This is a genomic window from Mitsuaria sp. CC2 (assembly GCF_048957715.1).
Taxonomy (GTDB): Bacteria; Pseudomonadota; Gammaproteobacteria; order Burkholderiales; family Burkholderiaceae_C; genus Roseateles.
In genome coordinates this window covers 164427-184947 of the sequence record NZ_JARVXN010000033.1, presented here as the reverse complement: position 1 = coordinate 184947, position 20521 = coordinate 164427, and the positions used below count along the sequence as shown (strand labels likewise).

Here is a 20521-nt window from a genome sequence, read left to right as displayed (position 1 = left end):
GGGGTGACTCCTGGCGATCGGACCGGGACGGTGTGGGTCGGGCATCGGTTCGGGCGTGGGTTCGGGGATGAGGCGCTGTTCAAGCAGGGCGCCAGACGGGCGATTCCTGGATGGCGATGCGGCGCGGCAGGATCTGCGCGCCGCTGAAGGCGTCGGCGATGCGCTGCTGCTCGGCGAGCGATTCCGCATCGACGGGGCGGACCGCGTACGTGCGCCGCTCGTTCGCGGCGGCGACGATGGAGGCGTCCAGACCCAGCACCGGGGCATGCCACTCGGCCGCGGCGGCGGGGTTCTTCTTCACCCACTCGCCGGCGCGCTGGAGTTCGTCGTAGACGCGCTGGAGCACCTCGGGATGCTGTTGCGCGAACGAGGTGGCCGCGAGATAGAAGCGCCGGTAGGCGGCGATGCGGGTGCCGTCGACCAGGATGCGGGCGCCGGACTGGCGCTGCACGGCGGCCAGGAACGGATCCCAGACGACCCAGGCGGCGATGGCGCCGTTCTCGAAGGCCGAACGTCCGTCGGCGGGATTGAGGTAGGCGGGCTCGATGTCCTTGATGGACAGGCCGGCCTGGTTCAGCGCTTCCAGGAGCAGGTAATGCGCACCGGCGCCCTTGGCGAAGCCGACCTTCTTTCCCTTCAACTGGGCGACGCTGGTGATCGGCGAATCCTTGCGGACCACGATGGCCTGCGCGGTGGGCGAGGGTGTCTCGATCGCGTAGTAGGTGAGCTTGGCGCCGGCGGCGAGCGCGAACGGCGGGACCGCGTCGGCCACGTCCGCGCTGAGGTCGAGCGCGCCGATGTTGAGCGCTTCCAGCAGCGGCAGTCCGGAGGTGAACTCATGCCAACTGACGCTGACCTGCTGCGGCGCGAGCGCCTTCTCCAGGACGCCGCGCGACTTCAGGAACAGCGTCAGCGTGCTGGACTTCTGGTAGCCGATGCGCAGGGTCCTGGCGTCGGCGGCGAGCACCGGAGGCGCTGGCAGGGCGGCGGCGGCCGCGAGGGCAGCTGCCTGGGCCAGCCATTGGCGGCGGGAAGTCGGAAGGGCAGAGGAGGGCATGGCGCGGTGAACTCGCAATCACGAGGAAACGGGAGGTCACTGCAGCCTAGGGATCCTCGTCACGACCTGGAACGAAGCAAAGCGAGGATCGATAAACGTCGTCGGCGTCAGGCAGGCGCCGCCTGCGCCTTTATCCAGGTCTTGACCGTCGTGCTGACGACTTCAGCCGGCCCGCGGCGTGTCGCGCTGGGGCGGAGTTCCGGAAGTCGGCGAGGAGGCGGCCTTGTCCTCCAGGGCCCATTCCAGCAACGCCGCGGTCTTCTCGTCGCCGAGGTCGATCAGTTGCAGGCGGGCGAGACGGATGGTTTCGATTTGCGTGAGGCTCATGGCAGCTTTCCAAGGGTTGGGAACGGTGGAAGGGCAAATCCCGGGCCAAGCCACAATACAGCGTCATGGCTGCAGAACTCTCCATCCTCTTTGTGTGCACAGGCAACATCTGTCGCTCGCCGACGGCGGAAGGGGTGCTCCGCCATCAACTGACGGCCATGGGACTGGCGGATCGCGTCCACGTCGACTCTGCCGGCGTCCAGGGCTGGCATGCTGGCGAGCCCCCCGACGAACGCTCCCAAGACCACGCCCTGATGAGGGGTTATGAGCTCGGCGACCAACGGGCGCGCGCGCTTCGCACCGATGATTTCGAGCGCTTCGATCTCTTGATCGCCATGGACGGCGGCCACCTGCGCGAACTCCGTCGACGCTGTCCTGCTGCGCTGCAGCACCGGATTTCCCTGCTTCCGGGGGAGATCGAAGTACCAGATCCGTATTACGGCGGTGCGGACGGGTTCGAGCAGGTGCTCGATCTGTTGGAGTCCGGATGCGGTCGCCTGGCCCAGATGGCGGCCAGCCGCCTGGCCTGAAAAGGCCCCCTCGACCCCTGTCCGGGGTAACCCGAGCACGCTTCTTCTTAATTGAGTAAAATGGTCGGACTTAGCGGGGTTAACCCTGCTCCGTGAGTCGACCCGGCGTCAGCCGAGCCGCCGCCTCCATGTCCTGTAGCCCGACACGGGCGCCAAGGAGAAGTTCGATGCGTCTCACCACCAAAGGTCGTTTTGCCGTCACCGCGATGATCGATCTGGCCCTGCGCGAAAACGGCGGGCCCGTCGCGCTGGCGGCGATCAGCCAGCGCCAGCAGATCTCGCTGTCCTATCTGGAGCAGCTGTTCGGCAAGCTGCGCCGCCATCAACTGGTGGAGTCCACCCGCGGTCCCGGCGGCGGTTATTCCCTGGGCCGCCGCTCCGATGAGATCACCGTGGCCGACATCATCGTCGCCGTCGACGAACCCATCGACGCCACCGGCTGCGGCGGCAAGGAAAACTGCATGGGCGACGACACCGGCCGCTGCATCACGCACGACCTGTGGACGGCGCTCAACAACAAGATGATCGAGTACCTCGATTCGGTCACGCTGCGCAAGCTCGTCGACGACCAGCTCGCCAAGGGCGTCACCGTCGAGGAAGCGCCGATCAAGCGCGCCATCTCGAGCACCCCCGTCGTCAAGCCCATCCGCATCACCGCGCCGAATTCCGTGTTCGCGCTCGGCAATGCGATGAGCAAGTGATTCCGGCCCTCCGGTCCACGTCAACCATTCAGTAGTCGACAAGAAGAACGTTCCCATGGACATGACCCCGCACTTCCCCATCTACATGGACTACGGCGCCACCACGCCGGTGGACCCGCGCGTCGTCGACGCGATGATTCCGTGGCTGCGCGAGCACTTCGGCAATCCGGCGTCGCGCAGTCACGCGTGGGGTTGGGAGGCGGAAGAGGCCGTGGAGAAGGCACGCGTCGAAGTCGCCAAGCTGATCGGCGCGGATCCGCGCGAGATCGTCTGGACCTCCGGCGCGACCGAGTCGAACAACCTCGCCATCAAGGGCGCGGCCAACTTCTACCAGTCGCGCGGCAAGCACCTGATCACGATCAAGACCGAGCACAAGGCCGTGCTCGACACGACGCGTGAGCTGGAGCGCCAGGGCTTCGAGGTCACCTACCTCGACGTCCAGGAAGACGGCCTGATCGACCTGGACGTGTTGAAGGCGGCCATCCGCCCCGACACGATCCTGATCTCGGTGATGTTCGTGAACAACGAGATCGGCGTGATCCAGGACATCCCGACCATCGGCGCCCTGTGCCGCGAGAAGGGCATCGTCTTCCATGTCGACGCCGCGCAGGCCACCGGCAAGGTCGAGATCGACCTGACCACGCTGCCGGTTGACCTGATGAGCCTGGCCTCGCACAAGTCCTACGGCCCGAAGGGCATCGGCGCGCTGTACGTGCGTCGCAAGCCGCGCGTGCGCCTGGAAGCGCAGATGCACGGTGGCGGTCACGAGCGCGGCCTGCGTTCGGGCACGCTCCCCACGCATCAGATCGTCGGCATGGGCGAGGCTTTCCGCATCGCCCGCGAGGAGATGGCCACCGAGCTGCCCCGCATCAAGGCGCTGCAGCAGCGCCTCCTGGACGGCCTGAAGGACATCGAGCAGGTGTTCATCAACGGCGACCTGACCCGCCGCGTGCCCCACAACGTCAACGCCTCGTTCAACTACGTCGAGGGCGAGTCGCTGATCATGGGCATCAAGGGCATCGCCGTGTCGTCGGGCTCGGCCTGCACGTCCGCGAGCCTGGAACCGAGCTACGTGCTGCGCGCCCTGGGGCGCAGCGACGAGCTGGCGCATTCCTCGCTGCGCATGACGATCGGCCGTTTCACGACCGAAGAGGAAATCGACTACGCCGTCTCGCTGCTGAAGGACCGCGTCGCCAAGCTGCGCGAACTGTCCCCGCTGTGGGACATGTACAAGGAAGGCGTCGACATCAGCACCATCCAGTGGGCGGCGCATTGAGCGTCCGCTGACGGCAGAGCGAACGACGCAGTTCATCAAGACAGAGTTGTTGGAGAACACGACATGGCATACAGCGACAAGGTCATCGACCACTACGAGAATCCCCGCAACGTGGGCGGCTTCGACAAGGGCGACGAGTCCGTCGGCACCGGCATGGTCGGCGCGCCGGCCTGCGGCGACGTGATGAAGCTCCAGATCAAGGTCAATCCCGCGACCGGCCTGATCGAGGACGCCAAGTTCAAGACCTACGGCTGCGGCTCGGCGATCGCGTCGAGTTCGCTGGTCACCGAGTGGGTCAAGGGCAAGACGCTGGACCAGGCGCTGTCCATCAAGAACAACCAGATCGCGGAAGAACTGGCCCTGCCGCCGGTGAAGATCCACTGCTCGATCCTGGCGGAAGACGCGATCAAGGCCGCGGTGGACGACTACCGCGCCAAGCACGGTCAGAACGCCGACGCGACCGCCGCCGCCTGAGGTCCGCGATGTCCGTCACCCTGACCGAAGCCGCCGCGCGGCACGTCACGCGCTACATCGCCAAGCGCGGTCGTGGCGTGGGCGTGCGCCTGGGCGTGAAGACCACCGGCTGCTCGGGTCTGGCCTACAAGCTGGAGTACGCCGACGAGGTGGCCCCCGAGGATGTGATCTTCGAAGGCCATGGCGTGAAGGTGCTGATCGACCCGAAGAGCCTGCCGTATCTGGACGGCACCGAGTTGGACTTCGTCCGCGAGGGCCTGAACGAGGGCTTCAAGTTCCGCAATCCGCGTGAGAAGGACCGCTGCGGCTGCGGCGAGTCTTTCCGGATCTGAGTTCCGCACGCGAAAAAGGGCGCGGCCGCGGTGCCGCGCTTTTTTGTTCATGAAACTCGACGACGACGACTTCACCCTGTTCGGCCTGCCGCAGCGTTTCGCGCAGGACGGCACCGAGATCGCCGAGCGCTGGAAAGCGCTCGCGGCCAAGGTGCATCCCGACCGCTTCGCCGCCGACGGCGCGGCCTCGCAGCGCCTGGCGATGCAGTGGGCGCTGCGCGTCAACGAGGCGCACCAGCGCCTGCGCGATCCGCTCAAGCGCGCGTCCTACCTCTGCGAGCTGCGCGGCGCGCCCATCCAGGCCAACGAGAACACCCGGATGCCCGCGGCGTTCCTGATGGAGCAGATGGAATGGCGTGAGTCGCTCGACGAAGCGAAGACGCCCGACGCGATCCTGGCCATCGACAAGCAGGTCGCCGACCGTGAACGCGCGCTGCTGGCGCAGGCTGGCCGTCAGCTCGACGACGAGGGCAACGCGGCCGGCGCCGCCGAGTCGGTGCGCGCGCTCATGTTCCTGACGCGTTTCCGCTCGGACATCGATCATCGGCTCGACACGCTGGCGCACTCCTGAGGCCGGATCGGCCAACACCTCCCCGGATCGCCTCACCGACATTCGAAGAACAAGACAACACACCATGGCCCTGCTGCAAATCTCCGAACCCGGCGCGTCGCCCGATCCCCATCAGCGCCGCATCGCGGTGGGCATCGACCTCGGCACGACGCATTCGCTGGTGGCGTCGGTGCGCCACGGCGTGGCCGAGTGCCTGCCGGACGACCAGGGCCGCGTGATCCTGCCGTCGGCCGTGCGCGTGATGCCGGAAGGCCGCCGCCAGTTCGGCTACGACGCGCTCGCCGCGCAGGCAGATGACCCGGAGAACACCATCGTCTCGGTGAAGCGCTTCATGGGCCGCCGCCTCGACGACATCGCCAACCGCGACAAGCTCCCGTACCGCTTCGAGGACACGCCCGGCATGCTGAGCGTGGCCACCCGCGAGGGCCTGAAGTCGCCGGTCGAGATCAGCGCGGAGATCCTGGCCACGCTGCGCCAGCGCGCTGAAGACACGTTCAACGACGACCTGTTCGGCGCCGTCATCACGGTGCCCGCGTACTTCGACGACGCGCAGCGCCAGGCGACCAAGGACGCGGCGCAGCTCGCGGGCCTGAACGTGCTGCGCCTGATCAACGAGCCCACCGCCGCCGCGATCGCCTACGGGCTCGACACCGGCAACGAGGGCCTCTATGCCGTCTACGACCTGGGCGGCGGCACCTTCGACATCTCGCTGCTGCGCCTGACGAAGGGCGTGTTTGAAGTCGTCGCGACCGGCGGCGATGCGCAGCTTGGCGGCGACGATTTCGATCGCCTGCTGGCCGACTGGGCGCTGGCGCACGCGGGTCTGAGCGTGAGCAGCGCAGCGGACAAGCGCCGTGTGCTGGTCGCTGCGCGCGAAGCCAAGGAATCGCTGACCGACCACGAGCGCGTGACGCTGAGCGCCGCGCTGGACGCCGGCGCGCTGAACGTCGAGGTCTCGCGAGGCCAGTTCGACGAGTTGGCCCAGCCGCTGGTCAACAAGACGCTGCTGGCCGTGCGCCGCGTGCTGCGCGATGCGAAGGTCGGCGCGGACGAGGTGCAGGGCACGGTGATGGTCGGCGGTTCCACGCGCATGCCGATCGTGCGCCGCGTCGTCGGCGAACTGTTCGGCCGCGAAGTCCTGACCGATCTGAACCCCGATGAAGTCGTCGCGCTGGGCGCCTCCGTGCAGGCCAATCAGCTGGCCGGCAACAGCTCGGACGGCGAGATCCTGCTGCTGGACGTGATCCCGCTGTCGCTGGGTCTGGAGACCATGGGTGGCTTGGTCGAGCGCATCATCGAGCGCAACGCCACCATCCCCGTGGCGAAGGCGCAGGACTTCACCACCTTCAAGGATGGTCAGACCGCGCTGGCGGTGCACGTGCTGCAGGGCGAGCGCGAGCTGGTGAGCGAATGTCGCTCGCTGGCGCGCTTCGAGCTGCGCGGCATTCCGCCGATGGTGGCCGGCGCAGCGCGCATCCGCGTGACCTTCCAGGTCGACGCCGACGGCCTGCTGAGCGTTTCCGCGCGCGAGCTGGGCTCGGGTGTCGAAGCGGCGGTGCAGGTCAAGCCGAGCTACGGCCTCTCCGACGATCAGATCGCGACGATGCTGCGCGAAGGCTTCGCCAGCGCCGAGGGCGACATGGTCGCCCGCAAGCTGCGCGAAGCGCGCGTCGACGCCGAGCGGATGATCCTCGCGACCCAGTCCGCGCTGCGCGCCGACGGCGACCTGCTCAGCGACGCCGAACGCGCCGAGATCGCCGCGCTGCAGACGGACCTGCTCGCCAAGGCGCAGGCCGACGACGCGGTCGCGGATGCCGACGCAATCACCGCCGCGGTCGAGACGCTGGCCAAGGGCACCGAGGCCTTCGCCGCCGCGCGCATGAACCGCGGCATCCAGCAGGCCCTCACCGGCCTCAGCATCGATCAGGTCTGACCGCAAGCCGACGCCCAGCAGGAAAAGCTCCGCTCGCCAGCCTCAAGGACACCTCCCCATGCCCGTCATCAAGATCCTTCCCCATCCCGAATACGCGCCCGAAGGCAAGTCGATCGAGGCCCCCTCCGGCACGACGATCTGCGAGGCGATGCTCGACAACCACATCGACATCGAGCATGCCTGCGACCAGGTCTGCGCCTGCACGACCTGCCACGTGATCGTGCGCGAGGGCTTCGCGTCGCTGTCCGAGATGGAAGAGAACGAGGAAGACATGCTGGACCGCGCCTGGGGGTTGGAACCCAACTCGCGCCTGTCCTGCCAGGCCATCCTGTCCAACAAGGACGTGACGGTCGAGATTCCCAAGTACTCGATCAACCACGCCAAAGAGAATCATTGAGTCTCCGCTCGGCGAACCGGAACGGCTGATCCCATGCGCGTCCTCGGCATCGAATCCTCCTGCGACGAAACTGGCGTGGCGCTGGTCGACGCGTCCGGCGAAGGCGTGCCGACGCTGCTCGCCCATGCGCTGCACAGCCAGATCACGATGCACCAGGCTTACGGTGGCGTCGTGCCCGAACTGGCCTCGCGCGACCACATCCGCCGCGTGCTGCCGCTGACCCGCGAGGTGCTCGCGGGCGCCGGACTGTCGCTGGCGGACGTGGACGTCGTCGCCTACACGCAGGGGCCCGGTCTGGCGGGGGCGTTGCTCGTGGGCGCGGGCGTTGCCGCGTCCCTGGGCGCGGCGCTCGATCGGCCGGTGATGGGCATCCATCACCTCGAAGGCCACCTGCTGTCGCCGTTCCTCTCGGCGGACCCGCCGGAGTTTCCGTTCGTCGCGCTGCTCGTGTCCGGCGGTCATACGCAGCTGATGCGTGTCGACGACGTCGGCAGCTACGAGCTGCTCGGCGAGACCATCGACGACGCCGCCGGCGAAGCCTTCGACAAATCGGCCAAGCTGCTCGGCCTCCCGTATCCCGGCGGTCCGCATCTGTCGAAGCTGGCGGAGTCGGGGAATCCGGAGGCTTTCGCGCTGCCTCGCCCGCTCATGCACAGCGGCAAGCCGGATTTCAGCTTTGCCGGTCTGAAGACAGCGGTGCTGACGCAGGTCCGCAAGCTCGAAGCGCAGCCCGGCGGCATCACCGAAGTGCAACGCGCCCATCTCGCCGCATCGACGCAGGCGGCGATCGTCGAGGTGCTGGTCAAGAAGTCGCTGCTGGCGCTGAAGGAGACCGGACTGAAGCGCCTGGTCGTGGCGGGCGGCGTCGGCGCCAACAAGCGCCTGCGCGAGCAGCTGGATGCGGCCTGCGAGAAGCGCCGCGTGCGCGTCCACTATCCCGAGCTGCACCTGTGTACCGACAACGGCGCCATGATCGCGCTCGCGGCCGGCCTGCGCCTTCAGCGCGACATGGCGAACCTGACGCGCGGCGGCGGCTTCGAGGTCAAGCCGCGCTGGGATCTGTCGCAACTCGCCAGCCCGGCCCAGCTGTGACGCGTTGGACGAGGCGGGCGGTGGTCGCATTGGCCGCCGCGGCGCTTGCGCTAGTCGGTCTGGCTGGCGCGATGGCAGCCGCTCCTGCCGATCCGATTCGACTCGGCTTGATCGAGGGCCTCTCCGGCCCGCTCGGCAATGGCGGCGAGGCCGTGTTCCGCAACCTCATCTGGGCGACCGAACGCGTCAACGCGCGTGGCGGTGTGAAGCTGCCGGGCGGTGCTCGCCGGCTGGAGATCGTCCGCTTCGACAGCAAGGGCTCCGTCGAAGAGTCGCTGTCCATGCTGCGCTCGGCGACGGACCAGCGCATCCCGGTGATCCTCCAGGGCAATAGTTCCGCCGTCGCGGGCGCGTTGATCGGCGCGCTCGAGCGCCACAACGCCCGCGAGCCCGACCGTCGCGCGCTGTTCCTCAATTACGCGGCCGTCGATCCAGCGCTGACCGGCGCGCAGTGCAGCTTCTGGCACTTCCGTTTCGATGCCCACACCGACATGCGCCTGGCGGCGCTGGTCGAGGTGATCGCCCAGGACAAGAGTCTCAAACGTCTCTACCTGATCGGCCAGGACTACAGCTTCGGGCAGCATCTGCGCGAGCAGGCGAGGGCGATGCTCGCCCGGCGACGCCCCGACCTGCAGATCGTCGGCGACGAGCTCCACCCGCTCGGCCGCGTGAAGGACTTTCTGCCTTACGCGACCAAGATCCGCACCAGCGGCGCCCAGGCGGTGCTCACCGGGAACTGGGGCAACGACCTGACGCTGCTCATCAAGGCAGCCAAGGACATCGGACTCGACGCGCGCTTCTACACCTTCTACGGCAATGCGCTGGGCGTTCCCGGCGTCCTGGGCGAGGCGGGCGTCGACCGCGTGCTGGCGGTGGCCGAATGGCATCCGAACGTCGGAACCGCGGACTCGGAGCGCTTCTATGCGGCCTTCCGGCAGCGTTTTGCCAAACCGGAGCACGACTACCTTCATGCGCGGATGCAGCTGATGATCGAGATGCTGGTCACCGCGATGGAAAAGGCCGGCAGTACGGATCCGAAGATGGTCGCGCTCGCGCTGGAGGGGTTGCGGCTCGATGGTCGACCGCTCGGCGTGGCGCACCAGGGCTGGATGAGGCCGTCCGACCATCAACTCCAGCAACCGCTGTACGTCAGTGTCATGCGTCGCGCCGGCGATGCCGGGACCCCGCACGACAACGAAGGATCCGGGTACGGCTTCCGCACCCAGCGTTTCCTGGCGGCCGCGCAGGCGGAGCGGCCGTCCGTCTGCCGGATGGTGCGTCCTGGCTGACGCCGGGCCGCGTGGGTCGGTTCCGGGGCACGGTTCGCCGGTTGATGGTGAATCAGCTATACTCCGTGGGTTTTTCGCCAGCTCAATGGATCGAACACCCAGTCGATCTCCAAGCGCGGCGGGATGCAATCAGCACGACACGGGTCGGTTTCACCTGTGATCGCAAGTCAAACCTCGGAAACCGTCTGCGCATTTGACGCCTTCACTGGCATGCCGGCGGACCTTCCGAATCATTCCGGAACAAGGAACGCATCATGTCCAGCTTCGACCAAAACAAGGCCGAAATCGTCAAGGCCAACGCGCGCAGCGCCAACGACACCGGCTCGCCGGAAGTCCAGGTGGCCCTGTTGACCGCCCGCATCAACGAACTGACCCCCCACTTCAAGCTGCACGCCAAGGACCACCACGGCCGTCGCGGTCTGCTGAAGATGGTCAATGCGCGCAAGAGCCTGCTGTCCTACCTGAAGAAGAAGGACGCCGACCGTTACACCGCCCTGATCCAGAAGCTGGGCCTGCGCAAGTAATCGGCGCATGAAAGCAAAGAGCCTGATTGGTCTGACTCCAACAGGCTCTTTGTCGTTTCTGCGTGCTTCTGCATGCATGCTTTTGCCGTTGGCCGGAGTGTTCCGGCAGGCGGCCCGACCGGTCCCGGGACCGGTCAGACAACGGAGTTGAACTGACGTGGCGCCGATGTGTCATTCCAGAGCGCTTGCCGGAGGGAAGTCCCCGCAGGCGCTCTGGAATGGCATCCCGCCAAACCCAGTCCCACTCCCGGTCCTGCGCCGCACCGCGAGCGGCGCATCCCTGAACTGAGGAGAACTCGAATGAGCATGTTCAACAAGGTCGTGAAGACCTTCCAATGGGGTCAGCATCAAGTCGTGATGGAGACGGGCGAGATCGCCCGCCAGTCCTCCGGCGCCGTGCTGGTGAACATCGAGGACACCGTGGTGCTGGCGACCGTTGTCGCCAAGTCCTCGCCCAAGGCCGGCCAGGACTTCTTCCCGCTGACCGTCGACTACATCGAGAAGACCTACGCCGCCGGCAAGATCCCCGGCAGCTTCTTCAAGCGTGAAGGCCGTCCGAGCGAGCTCGAGACCCTGACTTCGCGCCTGATCGACCGCCCGATCCGCCCGCTGTTCCCGGAAGGCTTCTTCAACGAAGTCCAGGTCGTGGTCCACACGGTGTCGCTGAACCCTGAGGTCCAGGCCGACATCGCCGCCCTGATCGCCACCAGCGCCGCGCTGGCCATCTCCGGCATCCCGTTCAACGGTCCCATCGGCGCCGCCCGCGTGGGCTACGTCAACGGCGAGTACGTGCTGAACCCGGGCAAGACCCAGCTGATCGACTCCAAGCTGGACCTGGTCGTCGCCGGCACCGAAGCCGCCGTGCTGATGGTCGAGTCCGAAGCCGACCAGCTGAGCGAAGACATCATGCTGGGCGCCGTGACCTACGGTCATGATCAGGGCAAGGTCGCGATCGCCGCGATCAACGACCTGGTCCGCGACGCCGGCAAGCCGTCCTGGAACTGGGTCGCCCCGGCCAAGGACGAGGCCTTCATCGCCAAGATCAACGCCCTGGCCGAAGAAGAGCTGCGCGCCGCCTACCAGATCCGCTCGAAGCAGGCCCGCACCGAAGCCTGCCGCTCGGCCTACTCGAAGGTCAAGGCCGCCCTGACGGCGGAAGGCACCGAGTTCGACGGCGTCGAAGTCGACGGCCTGCTGTTCGAGATCGAAGCCCGCATCGTCCGCAGCCAGATCCTGGCCGGCGAGCCGCGCATCGACGGTCGCGACACGCGCACCGTCCGCGCCATCGAGATCCGCAACGGCGTGCTGCCGCGCGCGCACGGCTCGTCGCTGTTCACCCGCGGTGAAACGCAGGCGCTGGTCGCCGCGACGCTGGGCACCGACCGCGACGCGCAGACCATCGATGCGCTGGCCGGCGAGTACTCCGAACGCTTCATGCTGCACTACAACATGCCTCCGTTTGCCACCGGCGAAACCGGTCGCGTGGGCAGCCCCAAGCGCCGCGAAATCGGCCACGGCCGTCTGGCCAAGCGCGCGCTCGTCGCCGTGCTGCCGACCAAGGAAGACTTCCCGTACTCGATCCGCGTGGTCTCGGAAATCACCGAGTCCAACGGCTCCTCGTCGATGGCGTCGGTCTGCGGCGGCTGCCTGTCGCTGCTGGATGCCGGCGTGCCGCTGAAGGCGCACGTCGCCGGCATCGCCATGGGCCTGATCAAGGACGCCAACCGCTTCGCCGTGCTGACCGACATCCTGGGCGATGAAGATCACCTGGGCGACATGGACTTCAAGGTGGCCGGCACGACCTCGGGTATCACCGCGCTGCAGATGGACATCAAGATCCAGGGCATCACCAAGGAAATCATGCAGGTGGCCCTGGCGCAGGCCAAGGAAGCCCGCCTGCACATCCTGGAAGCCATGGTCGGCGCGCAAGGCGCGGCCAACACCGAGATCTCGCAGTTCGCGCCGCGTCTGTACACGATGAAGATCAATCCGGAGAAGATCCGTGACGTGATCGGCAAGGGCGGCGCGACCATCCGCGCGCTGACCGAAGAGACCGGCACGCAGATCGATATCGGTGAAGACGGCACGATCACGATCGCGTCGACCGACGGCGCCAAGGCCGAGATCGCCAAGAAGCGCATCGCCGAGATCACCGCCGAAGCCGAGATCGGCAAGGTCTACGAAGGCGCGATCACCAAGATCCTGGACTTCGGTGCCCTGGTCAACATCCTTCCCGGCAAGGACGGCCTGCTGCACATCAGCCAGATCGCGCACCAGCGCGTCGAGAAGGTCACCGACTTCCTGAGCGAAGGTCAGATCGTCAAGGTCAAGGTGCTCGAGACCGACGAGAAGGGCCGCATCAAGCTGTCGATGAAGGCGCTGCTGGACCGCGACGCTCCGGCGCCGCACCACGGCGAAGGCTCGGCCGAGTAATCGGCCCCGTCGTCCGGCACGCACCTCGCTGCACGTCATGAAGGCGATTGCCATCACCCAGCCCGGCGGACCGGAGGTCCTGCAGCTGATCGAACGCGCCGACCCTGTCGCCGGGGTCGGGGAGTGCTTGATCCGCGTGTCGGCCTACGGCATCAACCGCCCGGACGTGCTGCAGCGCAAGGGCGCGTACCCGGCGCCGGCCGGTGCCAGCGATCTTCCAGGCCTGGAAGTCGCGGGCACGGTCGAGTCGGGTGACGCCCAGGCGTTGGCCGCCGCCGGCCTCCGGGTTGGCGACGCGGTCTGCGCGCTGGTCGCTGGCGGCGGTTACGCCGAGCTGTGCGTCGCGCCGGTGGCCCAGTGCCTGCCGGTGCCCGCGGGCTGGAGCATGGTCGAGGCGGCGAGCCTGCCGGAGACCTTCTTCACCGTCTGGAGCAACGTCTTCGAACGCGCGCGCCTGCAGCCTGGCGAAAGCCTCCTGGTCCATGGTGGCAGCAGCGGCATCGGCGTGACGGCGATCCAGCTGGCGAAGGCGCTGGGCTCGACGGTGCTGGTCACGGTCGGCAACGCGGACAAGGCGACGGCCTGCCTGGCGCTCGGCGCCGACGTCGCGATCAACTATCGCGACCAGGACTTCGTCGAGGAAGTGAAGACAGCCACGGACGGTCGTGGCGTCGACGTGATCCTGGACATGGTCGCCGGCAGTTATGTCGCGCGCAACGTGCAGTGCCTGGCCGACGACGGCCGCGCCGTGATCATCGCGGTGCAGGGTGGCGTGAAGGCGGAGTTCGATGCGGGTCAGGTCTTGCGCCGCCGGCTGACGATCACCGGCTCCACGCTGCGTCCGCGCCCGATCGTGTTCAAGGCCGGCATTGCGCGCGCGCTGCGTGAGCGCGTGTGGCCGTTGCTCGAATCGCGGGCGATCTCGCCGGTGATCTTCAGGCAGATGCCCGCGTCGGAAGCCGCCGCGGCGCATGCACTGATGGAATCGGGCGAGCACGTCGGCAAGATCGTGCTGAGCTGGTGAGCGGTTCCGCTCATCCGCAGGATTTTTCGGATTCAAGGGAGTTGATCTGATGCGCAAGAAACTGGTGGTCGGCAACTGGAAGATGCACGGCACCCGTGCGTCGAACGCCGTGCTGCTGGCGGGCCTCAAGGAAGCGGGCCCGTGGAACGCCCAGGTCGCCGTGTGCGTGCCGTTCCCGTACATCACGGACACGGCGCTCGCGCTGACCGGCACGCAGGTCGTGTACGGCTCGCAGGACGTGTCCACGCACGAGCAGGGCGCCTACACCGGCGAGGTGTCGTCGGCCATGCTGGCGGATCTGGGTTGCCGCTACGCCATCGTCGGCCATTCGGAGCGCCGCGCGTACCACGCCGAAAGCGATCAGTTGGTCGCCGACAAGGCCAAGGCCGCGCTGGCGCACGGCGTCACGCCGATCGTCTGCGTCGGCGAGACGCTGGCCGAGCGCGAAGCGGGTCGCACCGAGGAAGTCGTCAAGCGCCAGCTCGCGGCGGTCATCCACACGCTGACGCACTGCATCGGCGAGATCGTGGTGGCCTACGAGCCGGTGTGGGCGATCGGCACGGGCCTGACGGCCACGCCGGAGCAGGCCCAGCAGGTCCATGCGCTGCTGCGTCAGCAGCTGCGCGCGGCCACGCAGAAGGCCGATCAGATGCAGATCCTGTACGGCGGCAGCGTCAAGCCCGACAACGCTTCCCAACTGTTTGCGCAGCCGGACATCGACGGCGGCCTCATCGGAGGCGCCGCGCTGAAGGCGGTTGATTTCGCGGCGATCTGCCGCGCCGCCGGCTGAAGCCCGGCGTTCAAGGTTCCTGGAGAAATAGCAATGCAAGTGATGATGAATCTGGTGCTGGTGCTGCAACTGATTGCAGCCCTGGCGATGATCGGCCTGGTGCTGGTGCAGCACGGCAAGGGCGCCGACATGGGTGCGTCGTTCGGCAGCGGTGCCTCGGGCTCGCTGTTCGGCGCGACCGGCAGCGCGAACTTCCTGTCGCGCTCGACGGCCGTCGCGGCGACGATCTTCTTCGTGTCGACGCTGGCGCTGGCCTACATGGGCAGCCACCGCGAAGGCGGCATCGGTTCGGGTCCGTCGGCGGGCGAGCAACTGCTCGAACGCGCCGCCGTGCCGTCGGCACCGGCCTCGGCCGCGGTGCTGCCGGGCGCCTCGATCGCTCCTCAAGCCGCGCCTTCGGCCGCTGCTTCCGGCGCGTCGAACTGACAGGGCTGGGCGGCAAGCGCAAGCACCTCGACAAAATTGCTTTGGTTTCCTTTTGGAGCTTGAAAAGCACTATAGAATTCGAGGCTGTCTGAAGCGCAAACCGTCAAGACAAGGTCACTGAAAGGTGACGACAAGCCGACGTGGTGAAATTGGTAGACACGCTATCTTGAGGGGGTAGTGGCGAAAGCTGTGCGAGTTCGAGTCTCGCCGTCGGCACCAGAATAAATCGGCCTGCCATGGTCTTCGCGATCTAGCCGGAAAGCCGGATCGAAAGCGATCAAGCAGGTTGAGGACTCGGGAAATTCCAGCGCACAACAGGTGTGCGAATTTCTGGAGGACAAGGCGGGCGCGGTCCGTGAGCGATTGGATAATCGCTGGCGGCGCGCCCGTTGCTTTTGCCGAATCGTTGGTCGGCCCTGGCCCGCCAATCTTCGGTGACACGCCGGGAAATGGTGTTGCCGTTCAAGGTCGGCAGTATCTAATCCCGGCCATACAACGAGAGCAAGTCGTGAGCCTGGAACAATACCTGCCCGTCATCCTTTTCATCCTGGTCGGTTGCGGAGTGGGTATCGCTCCGCAAGTGCTGGGCTTCCTGGCGGGCCCGCGTCGCCCTGACGCGGCAAAGAACAGCCCCTACGAATGCGGCTTCGAGGCCTTCGAGGACGCGCGCATGAAGTTCGACGTGCGCTACTACCTCGTCGCCATCCTCTTCATCCTCTTCGATCTGGAAATCGCCTTCCTGTTCCCGTGGGCGGTCTCGCTGCGCGAGATCGGTCCGACGGGCTTCTGGGCGATGATGATCTTCCTGGGCATCCTGGTCGTGGGCTTCGCCTACGAATGGAAGAAGGGCGCGCTCGACTGGGAGTGACGACCGACGGCGGATCCGCGATGACGCGCCGGATCCGTGAACGCATCAGGACACGGCGCCCGTTCAGGGCGCGTGTCCGTTAGGGAAGGGCAACGCGTCAGCGCGGCGTTAATGAAGCGACCGCAGTCCGACGTGCCTTCTCCGCTGATCTCGAAAGATGGGAATTCGATATGGGTAACGAAGGCGTATTGAAGGAAGGCTTCATGACCACCCAGCTGGACAAGCTGGTGAACTGGTCCAAGACCGGTTCGTTGTGGCCGATGACCTTCGGTCTCGCCTGCTGCGCGGTCGAGATGATGCACGCGGGCGCCGCCCGCTACGACATCGACCGTTTCGGCATGCTGTTCCGTCCCAGCCCGCGCCAGTCCGACCTGATGATCGTGGCCGGCACGCTGTGCAACAAGATGGCGCCGGCGCTGCGCAAGGTCTACGACCAGATGGCCGAGCCGCGCTGGGTGCTGTCCATGGGCAGCTGCGCCAACGGCGGCGGCTACTACCACTACAGCTATTCGGTGGTCCGCGGCTGCGACCGCATCGTCCCGGTCGACGTCTATGTCCCGGGCTGTCCGCCGACCGCCGAGGCGCTGCTCTACGGCATCCTGCAGCTGCAGGCCAAGATCCGTCGCGAGAACACCATCGCTCGCTGAGCAGAAGCAGGCTGACTCCCATGACCCTCAAACTCGATACCCTGCAGGCGGCGCTGCACAGCGTGCTGGGCGACCAGATCGTCGCGTTCAAGCGCGAGCTGGGTGAAATCACGATCACCGTCGCGGCCAAGGACTACTTCAACGTCGCCAAGCTGCTGCGCGACCACTCGGAGCTGCGCTTCGAGCAGCTGATCGACCTGTGCGGCGTGGACTACTCCGCCTACAAGGACGGCGCCTACGAAGGCGCGCGCTTCGCCGTCGTCACCCACCTGCTGTCGATCAACAAGAACTGGCGCCTGCGCCTGAAGGTCTTCGCGCCGGAAGACGACTTCCCGTCGGTCGCCGCCGTGACGCCGATCTGGAACGCCGCCAACTGGTTCGAGCGCGAAGCGTTCGACCTGTACGGGATCATCTTCGAAGGCCATGAAGACCTTCGTCGCATCCTGACCGACTACGGTTTCATCGGCCACCCGATGCGCAAGGACTTCCCGGTGACGGGCCATGTCGAGATGCGCTACGACCCCGAGCAGAAGCGCGTGATCTACCAGCCGGTGACCATCGAGCCGCGCGAGATCACGCCGCGCGTGATCCGCGAAGACAACTACGGGGGCCTGTGAGCATGCCAGCCGAAATCAAGAACTACACCCTGAACTTCGGCCCGCAGCATCCGGCCGCGCACGGCGTGCTGCGCCTGGTGCTGGAGCTGGACGGGGAAGTCATCCAGCGCGCCGATCCGCACATCGGCCTGCTGCACCGCGCCACCGAGAAGCTGGCCGAGACCAAGACCTTCATCCAGTCGCTGCCCTACATGGACCGTCTCGACTACGTGTCGATGATGTCCAACGAGCACGCGTACTGCCTGGCCATCGAGAAGATGCTCGGCCTGGAAGTGCCGGAGCGCGCGCAGTACATCCGCGTGATGTTCGGCGAGCTGACCCGCATCCTGAACCACCTGCTCTGGCTGGGCGCGCACGGCATCGACTGCGGCGCGATGAACATCCTCATCTACTGCTTCCGCGAGCGTGAGGACATCTTCGACATGTACGAGGCGGTGTCGGGCGCGCGCATGCACGCGGCCTACTTCCGTCCGGGCGGCGTCTACCGCGACCTGCCGGATTCGATGCCGCAGTACAAGGTCAGCAAGATCAAGAACCAGAAGGCCATCGACAAGCTCAACGAGAACCGCCAGGGCTCGCTGCTGGACTTCATCGAGGACTTCTGCAACCGTTTCCCGGCCAACGTCGACGACTACGAGACGCTGCTGACCGACAACCGCATCTGGAAGCAGCGCACGGTCGGCATCGGCGTCGTCACGCCCGAGCGCGCGCTGAACCTGGGCCTGACCGGCCCGATGCTGCGCGGCTCCGGCATCGCGTGGGACACGCGCAAGACCCAGCCCTACGACGTGTACGGCAAGATGGACTTCGACATTCCGGTCGGCACCAACGGCGATACCTACGACCGGTACTGCGTGCGCGTCGAGGAGATGCGCCAGTCCAACCGCATCGTGCAGCAGTGCGTGAAGTGGCTCAAGGCCAACCCGGGCCCGGTCATCACCGACAACCACAAGGTCGCTCCCCCGAGCCGCGTGGCGATGAAGACCAGCATGGAAGAGCTGATCCACCACTTCAAGCTGTTCACCGAAGGTTTCCGCGTCCCCGAGGGCGAGGCCTACGCGTCGGTCGAGCATCCGAAGGGCGAGTTCGGCATCTACATGATCAGCGACGGCGCCAACAAGCCGTACCGGCTGAAGATTCGTGCGCCGGGCTATTCGCACCTGGCCGCACTGGACGAGATGGCCCGCGGACACATGATCGCCGACGCGGTGGCCGTGATCGGCACGATGGACATCGTGTTCGGTGAAATTGACCGTTGAGTGGTGACCGCATGAGCAGCACTGAAATTGCAAGCACCGGGTTCGTGTTGAGCGAGGCCACCGCGGCCCGCTTCGCGCGCGAAGTCGCGAAGTACCCGGCCGAGCAGGCGCAGTCGGCCGTGATGGCCTGCCTGTCCATCGTCCAGCAGGAGCAGGGCTTCGTGTCCCGCGAGGCCGAGGACGCGATCGCGCAGTACCTCGGCATGCCGGCGATCGCCGTCTACGAGGTCACGACCTTCTACAACATGTACAACCAGCGCAAGCTGGGCCTGTTCAAGCTGAACGTCTGCACCAACCTGCCGTGCCAGCTGCGCGACGGCCAGAAGGCGCTGGACCACCTGTGCTCAAAGCTGGGCGTCGAGGCCGGCGGCACGACCGCCGACGGCGTCTTCACCGTGCAGCAGAGCGAGTGCCTGGGGGCTTGCGCCGACTCGCCGGTGATGCTGGTCAACGACCGCCAGATGCTCAGCTTCATGAGCACCGAACGTCTGGACGAGCTGGTGGAGGCTCTGAGAGCCCACCACGCCGCCAACAAGAACTGAGGGACCTGGACGATGACCAACATCGCGAACATCGACCTCTCGAAGTGGCAGGCCACCGGCAAGGAAACCTGCTTCCACGACCGCAACGTCACCCCGCAGATCTACGCGGGCCTCGATGGCAAGAACTGGTCGCTGAAGGACTACGAAGCGCGCGGCGGCTACCAGGCCCTGCGCAAGATCCTCGCCCAGGGCGAGGGTCAGGGCATGACCTCCGACCAGGTCATCGCCGAAGTGAAGGCCTCCGGCCTGCGCGGCCGCGGCGGCGCCGGCTTCCCGACCGGCCTGAAGTGGAGCTTCATGCCGCGCCAGTTCCCGGGTGCGAAGTACCTGGTCTGCAACAGCGACGAGGGCGAGCCCGGGACCTGCAAGGACCGCGACATCCTGATGTTCAACCCGCACATCGTCATCGAAGGCATGGCGATCGCGGCGTTCGCGATGGGCATCAAGGTCGGCTACAACTACATCCACGGCGAGATCTTCGAGGTGTACGAACGCTTCGAAGCCGCGCTGGAAGAGGCCCGCTCGGCCGGCTACCTCGGCGACAACATCCTGGGCAGCAACTTCAGCTTCCAGCTGCACGGTCACCACGGCTTCGGCGCGTACATCTGCGGCGAGGAAACCGCGCTGCTGGAATCGCTCGAAGGCAAGAAGGGCCAGCCGCGCTTCAAGCCGCCGTTCCCGGCCTCGTTCGGCCTGTACGGCAAGCCGACCACCATCAACAACACCGAGACCTTCGCGGCGGTGCCCTGGATCATCCGCAACGGCGGCCAGGCCTACCTCGAAGTCGGCAAGCCCAACAACGGCGGCACCAAGATCTTCTCGATCTCCGGCGACGTCGAGCGTCCGGGCAACTACGAGATCCCCCTGGGCACCTCGTTCGAGAAGCTGCTGGAGCTCGCCGGCGGCGTGCGCGGCGGCCGCAAGCTCAAGGCGGTCATCCCCGGCGGTTCGTCCGCCCCGGTGCTGCCGGCCGACGTGATGATGCAGTGCACGATGGACTATGACTCCATCGCCAAGGCCGGCTCCATGCTGGGTTCGGGCGCGGTCATCGTGATGGACGAGACCCGCTGCATGGTCACCAGCCTGCTGCGCCTGTCCTACTTCTACGCGCACGAGTCGTGCGGCCAGTGCACGCCCTGCCGCGAAGGCACGGGCTGGATGCACCGCGTGATCGAGCGCATCGCCCACGGCAAGGGCCGCGTCGAGGACATCGACCTGCTGAACTCCGTGGCCGACAACATCCAGGGCCGCACCATCTGCGCGCTGGGCGACGCCGCGGCGATGCCGGTGCGCGCGATGCTCAAGCACTTCAAGGGCGAGTTCATCGCGATGATCGAACAGGCCCAGCAGAACAAGGCGCCCGCCGCGTCGTCCCCGTCCGCCACGGCGAAGTCGCCGGCGCACGCCTGATC

23 protein-coding genes and 1 tRNA gene are annotated in these 20521 nt (G+C 66.6%); 22 read left to right on the top strand and 2 right to left on the bottom strand.

Going from position 1 to position 20521, the window contains the following annotated elements:
- Positions 1-79: 79 nt before the first annotated feature.
- Positions 80-1057, bottom strand: coding sequence for an aliphatic sulfonate ABC transporter substrate-binding protein (locus PV762_RS22315; RefSeq protein ID WP_421037170.1), 978 nt, complete (start codon positions 1055-1057; stop codon positions 80-82).
- Positions 1058-1219: 162 nt separating this feature from the next.
- The gene (locus tag PV762_RS22310) at positions 1220-1384 is read right to left on the bottom strand and encodes a hypothetical protein (RefSeq protein WP_421037169.1); all 165 of its coding nucleotides are present in this window, start codon (positions 1382-1384) and stop codon (positions 1220-1222) included.
- Positions 1385-1449: 65 nt separating this feature from the next.
- Between PV762_RS22310 and PV762_RS22305 the strand changes: the two genes are divergently transcribed.
- From PV762_RS22305 to nuoF, 22 genes are all read left to right on the top strand, one after another.
- Positions 1450-1914 (top strand): low molecular weight protein-tyrosine-phosphatase, encoded by a 465-nt coding sequence (locus tag PV762_RS22305; protein WP_421037168.1) that lies wholly within the window; start codon positions 1450-1452, stop codon positions 1912-1914.
- 167 nt (positions 1915-2081) lie between these two features.
- Positions 2082-2615 (top strand): Fe-S cluster assembly transcription factor, encoded by a 534-nt coding sequence (locus PV762_RS22300; protein ID WP_067273486.1) that lies wholly within the window; start codon positions 2082-2084, stop codon positions 2613-2615.
- Between the two features lie 55 nt (positions 2616-2670).
- Entirely contained in the window at positions 2671-3891 is a 1221-nt protein-coding gene (locus tag PV762_RS22295) for an IscS subfamily cysteine desulfurase (RefSeq protein WP_421037167.1), read from the top strand.
- A gap of 63 nt (positions 3892-3954) precedes the next feature.
- Complete coding sequence (iscU, locus tag PV762_RS22290; protein WP_421037166.1) at positions 3955-4365, top strand: Fe-S cluster assembly scaffold IscU; 411 nt, start codon at positions 3955-3957, stop codon at positions 4363-4365.
- 8 nt (positions 4366-4373) lie between these two features.
- Positions 4374-4697 (top strand): iron-sulfur cluster assembly protein IscA, encoded by a 324-nt coding sequence (iscA, locus tag PV762_RS22285; RefSeq protein ID WP_067067084.1) that lies wholly within the window; start codon positions 4374-4376, stop codon positions 4695-4697.
- A 49-nt stretch (positions 4698-4746) separates the two neighbouring features.
- Positions 4747-5268 carry a Fe-S protein assembly co-chaperone HscB gene (gene hscB / locus PV762_RS22280; RefSeq protein WP_421037165.1) on the top strand — a complete coding sequence of 174 codons (522 nt, stop codon included), beginning with the start codon at positions 4747-4749 and terminating at the stop codon, positions 5266-5268.
- Positions 5269-5332: 64 nt separating this feature from the next.
- A complete protein-coding gene (gene hscA, locus PV762_RS22275; RefSeq protein ID WP_421037164.1) occupies positions 5333-7201 on the top strand; it encodes a Fe-S protein assembly chaperone HscA in 1869 nt (622 codons plus the stop codon).
- A gap of 58 nt (positions 7202-7259) precedes the next feature.
- Complete coding sequence (fdx, locus tag PV762_RS22270; protein ID WP_067273474.1) at positions 7260-7598, top strand: ISC system 2Fe-2S type ferredoxin; 339 nt, start codon at positions 7260-7262, stop codon at positions 7596-7598.
- A gap of 33 nt (positions 7599-7631) precedes the next feature.
- Entirely contained in the window at positions 7632-8690 is a 1059-nt protein-coding gene (gene tsaD / locus PV762_RS22265; RefSeq protein ID WP_421037163.1) for a tRNA (adenosine(37)-N6)-threonylcarbamoyltransferase complex transferase subunit TsaD, read from the top strand.
- Positions 8691-8761: 71 nt separating this feature from the next.
- Positions 8762-9979: a branched-chain amino acid ABC transporter substrate-binding protein gene (locus PV762_RS22260; RefSeq protein WP_421037162.1), complete on the top strand. Its 1218-nt coding sequence runs from the start codon at positions 8762-8764 to the stop codon at positions 9977-9979.
- A gap of 254 nt (positions 9980-10233) precedes the next feature.
- Positions 10234-10503 (top strand): 30S ribosomal protein S15, encoded by a 270-nt coding sequence (gene rpsO, locus PV762_RS22255; protein WP_067273461.1) that lies wholly within the window; start codon positions 10234-10236, stop codon positions 10501-10503.
- A gap of 300 nt (positions 10504-10803) precedes the next feature.
- Complete coding sequence (gene pnp / locus PV762_RS22250) at positions 10804-12936, top strand: polyribonucleotide nucleotidyltransferase (protein WP_421037161.1); 2133 nt, start codon at positions 10804-10806, stop codon at positions 12934-12936.
- 37 nt (positions 12937-12973) lie between these two features.
- Positions 12974-13960, top strand: coding sequence for an NAD(P)H-quinone oxidoreductase (locus PV762_RS22245; protein WP_421037160.1), 987 nt, complete (start codon positions 12974-12976; stop codon positions 13958-13960).
- Between the two features lie 49 nt (positions 13961-14009).
- Positions 14010-14750, top strand: coding sequence for a triose-phosphate isomerase (tpiA, locus tag PV762_RS22240; RefSeq protein WP_421037159.1), 741 nt, complete (start codon positions 14010-14012; stop codon positions 14748-14750).
- Between the two features lie 33 nt (positions 14751-14783).
- Complete coding sequence (gene secG, locus PV762_RS22235) at positions 14784-15176, top strand: preprotein translocase subunit SecG (protein WP_088407454.1); 393 nt, start codon at positions 14784-14786, stop codon at positions 15174-15176.
- Positions 15177-15310: 134 nt separating this feature from the next.
- A tRNA-Leu gene (locus PV762_RS22230) sits at positions 15311-15395 on the top strand.
- Positions 15396-15684: 289 nt separating this feature from the next.
- The gene (locus tag PV762_RS22225) at positions 15685-16044 is read left to right on the top strand and encodes an NADH-quinone oxidoreductase subunit A (RefSeq protein ID WP_088407453.1); all 360 of its coding nucleotides are present in this window, start codon (positions 15685-15687) and stop codon (positions 16042-16044) included.
- A gap of 170 nt (positions 16045-16214) precedes the next feature.
- Positions 16215-16691, top strand: coding sequence for a NuoB/complex I 20 kDa subunit family protein (locus tag PV762_RS22220; RefSeq protein WP_067067101.1), 477 nt, complete (start codon positions 16215-16217; stop codon positions 16689-16691).
- A 20-nt stretch (positions 16692-16711) separates the two neighbouring features.
- Entirely contained in the window at positions 16712-17308 is a 597-nt protein-coding gene (locus PV762_RS22215) for an NADH-quinone oxidoreductase subunit C (protein WP_421037158.1), read from the top strand.
- 2 nt (positions 17309-17310) lie between these two features.
- Positions 17311-18567, top strand: a complete 1257-nt coding sequence (locus tag PV762_RS22210) for an NADH-quinone oxidoreductase subunit D (protein WP_421037157.1) — start codon at positions 17311-17313, stop codon at positions 18565-18567.
- A gap of 11 nt (positions 18568-18578) precedes the next feature.
- On the top strand, positions 18579-19109 hold the full coding sequence (gene nuoE / locus PV762_RS22205; RefSeq protein ID WP_421037156.1) for an NADH-quinone oxidoreductase subunit NuoE: 531 nt from the start codon (positions 18579-18581) through the stop codon (positions 19107-19109).
- 12 nt (positions 19110-19121) lie between these two features.
- Positions 19122-20519 (top strand): NADH-quinone oxidoreductase subunit NuoF, encoded by a 1398-nt coding sequence (gene nuoF / locus PV762_RS22200; RefSeq protein WP_421037155.1) that lies wholly within the window; start codon positions 19122-19124, stop codon positions 20517-20519.
- Positions 20520-20521 lie beyond the last annotated feature (2 nt).

Coding starts and splice junctions, on each gene's coding strand:
- PV762_RS22315 (WP_421037170.1), bottom strand. CDS start 1,057: ATGCCCTCCTCTGCCCTTCCGACTTCCCGCCGCCAATGGCTGGCCCAG.
- PV762_RS22310 (WP_421037169.1), bottom strand. CDS start 1,384: ATGAGCCTCACGCAAATCGAAACCATCCGTCTCGCCCGCCTGCAACTG.
- PV762_RS22305 (WP_421037168.1), top strand. CDS start 1,450: ATGGCTGCAGAACTCTCCATCCTCTTTGTGTGCACAGGCAACATCTGT.
- PV762_RS22300 (WP_067273486.1), top strand. CDS start 2,082: ATGCGTCTCACCACCAAAGGTCGTTTTGCCGTCACCGCGATGATCGAT.
- PV762_RS22295 (WP_421037167.1), top strand. CDS start 2,671: ATGGACATGACCCCGCACTTCCCCATCTACATGGACTACGGCGCCACC.
- iscU (WP_421037166.1), top strand. CDS start 3,955: ATGGCATACAGCGACAAGGTCATCGACCACTACGAGAATCCCCGCAAC.
- iscA (WP_067067084.1), top strand. CDS start 4,374: ATGTCCGTCACCCTGACCGAAGCCGCCGCGCGGCACGTCACGCGCTAC.
- hscB (WP_421037165.1), top strand. CDS start 4,747: ATGAAACTCGACGACGACGACTTCACCCTGTTCGGCCTGCCGCAGCGT.
- hscA (WP_421037164.1), top strand. CDS start 5,333: ATGGCCCTGCTGCAAATCTCCGAACCCGGCGCGTCGCCCGATCCCCAT.
- fdx (WP_067273474.1), top strand. CDS start 7,260: ATGCCCGTCATCAAGATCCTTCCCCATCCCGAATACGCGCCCGAAGGC.
- tsaD (WP_421037163.1), top strand. CDS start 7,632: ATGCGCGTCCTCGGCATCGAATCCTCCTGCGACGAAACTGGCGTGGCG.
- PV762_RS22260 (WP_421037162.1), top strand. CDS start 8,762: ATGGCAGCCGCTCCTGCCGATCCGATTCGACTCGGCTTGATCGAGGGC.
- rpsO (WP_067273461.1), top strand. CDS start 10,234: ATGTCCAGCTTCGACCAAAACAAGGCCGAAATCGTCAAGGCCAACGCG.
- pnp (WP_421037161.1), top strand. CDS start 10,804: ATGAGCATGTTCAACAAGGTCGTGAAGACCTTCCAATGGGGTCAGCAT.
- PV762_RS22245 (WP_421037160.1), top strand. CDS start 12,974: ATGAAGGCGATTGCCATCACCCAGCCCGGCGGACCGGAGGTCCTGCAG.
- tpiA (WP_421037159.1), top strand. CDS start 14,010: ATGCGCAAGAAACTGGTGGTCGGCAACTGGAAGATGCACGGCACCCGT.
- secG (WP_088407454.1), top strand. CDS start 14,784: ATGCAAGTGATGATGAATCTGGTGCTGGTGCTGCAACTGATTGCAGCC.
- PV762_RS22220 (WP_067067101.1), top strand. CDS start 16,215: ATGGGTAACGAAGGCGTATTGAAGGAAGGCTTCATGACCACCCAGCTG.
- PV762_RS22215 (WP_421037158.1), top strand. CDS start 16,712: ATGACCCTCAAACTCGATACCCTGCAGGCGGCGCTGCACAGCGTGCTG.
- PV762_RS22210 (WP_421037157.1), top strand. CDS start 17,311: ATGCCAGCCGAAATCAAGAACTACACCCTGAACTTCGGCCCGCAGCAT.
- nuoE (WP_421037156.1), top strand. CDS start 18,579: ATGAGCAGCACTGAAATTGCAAGCACCGGGTTCGTGTTGAGCGAGGCC.
- nuoF (WP_421037155.1), top strand. CDS start 19,122: ATGACCAACATCGCGAACATCGACCTCTCGAAGTGGCAGGCCACCGGC.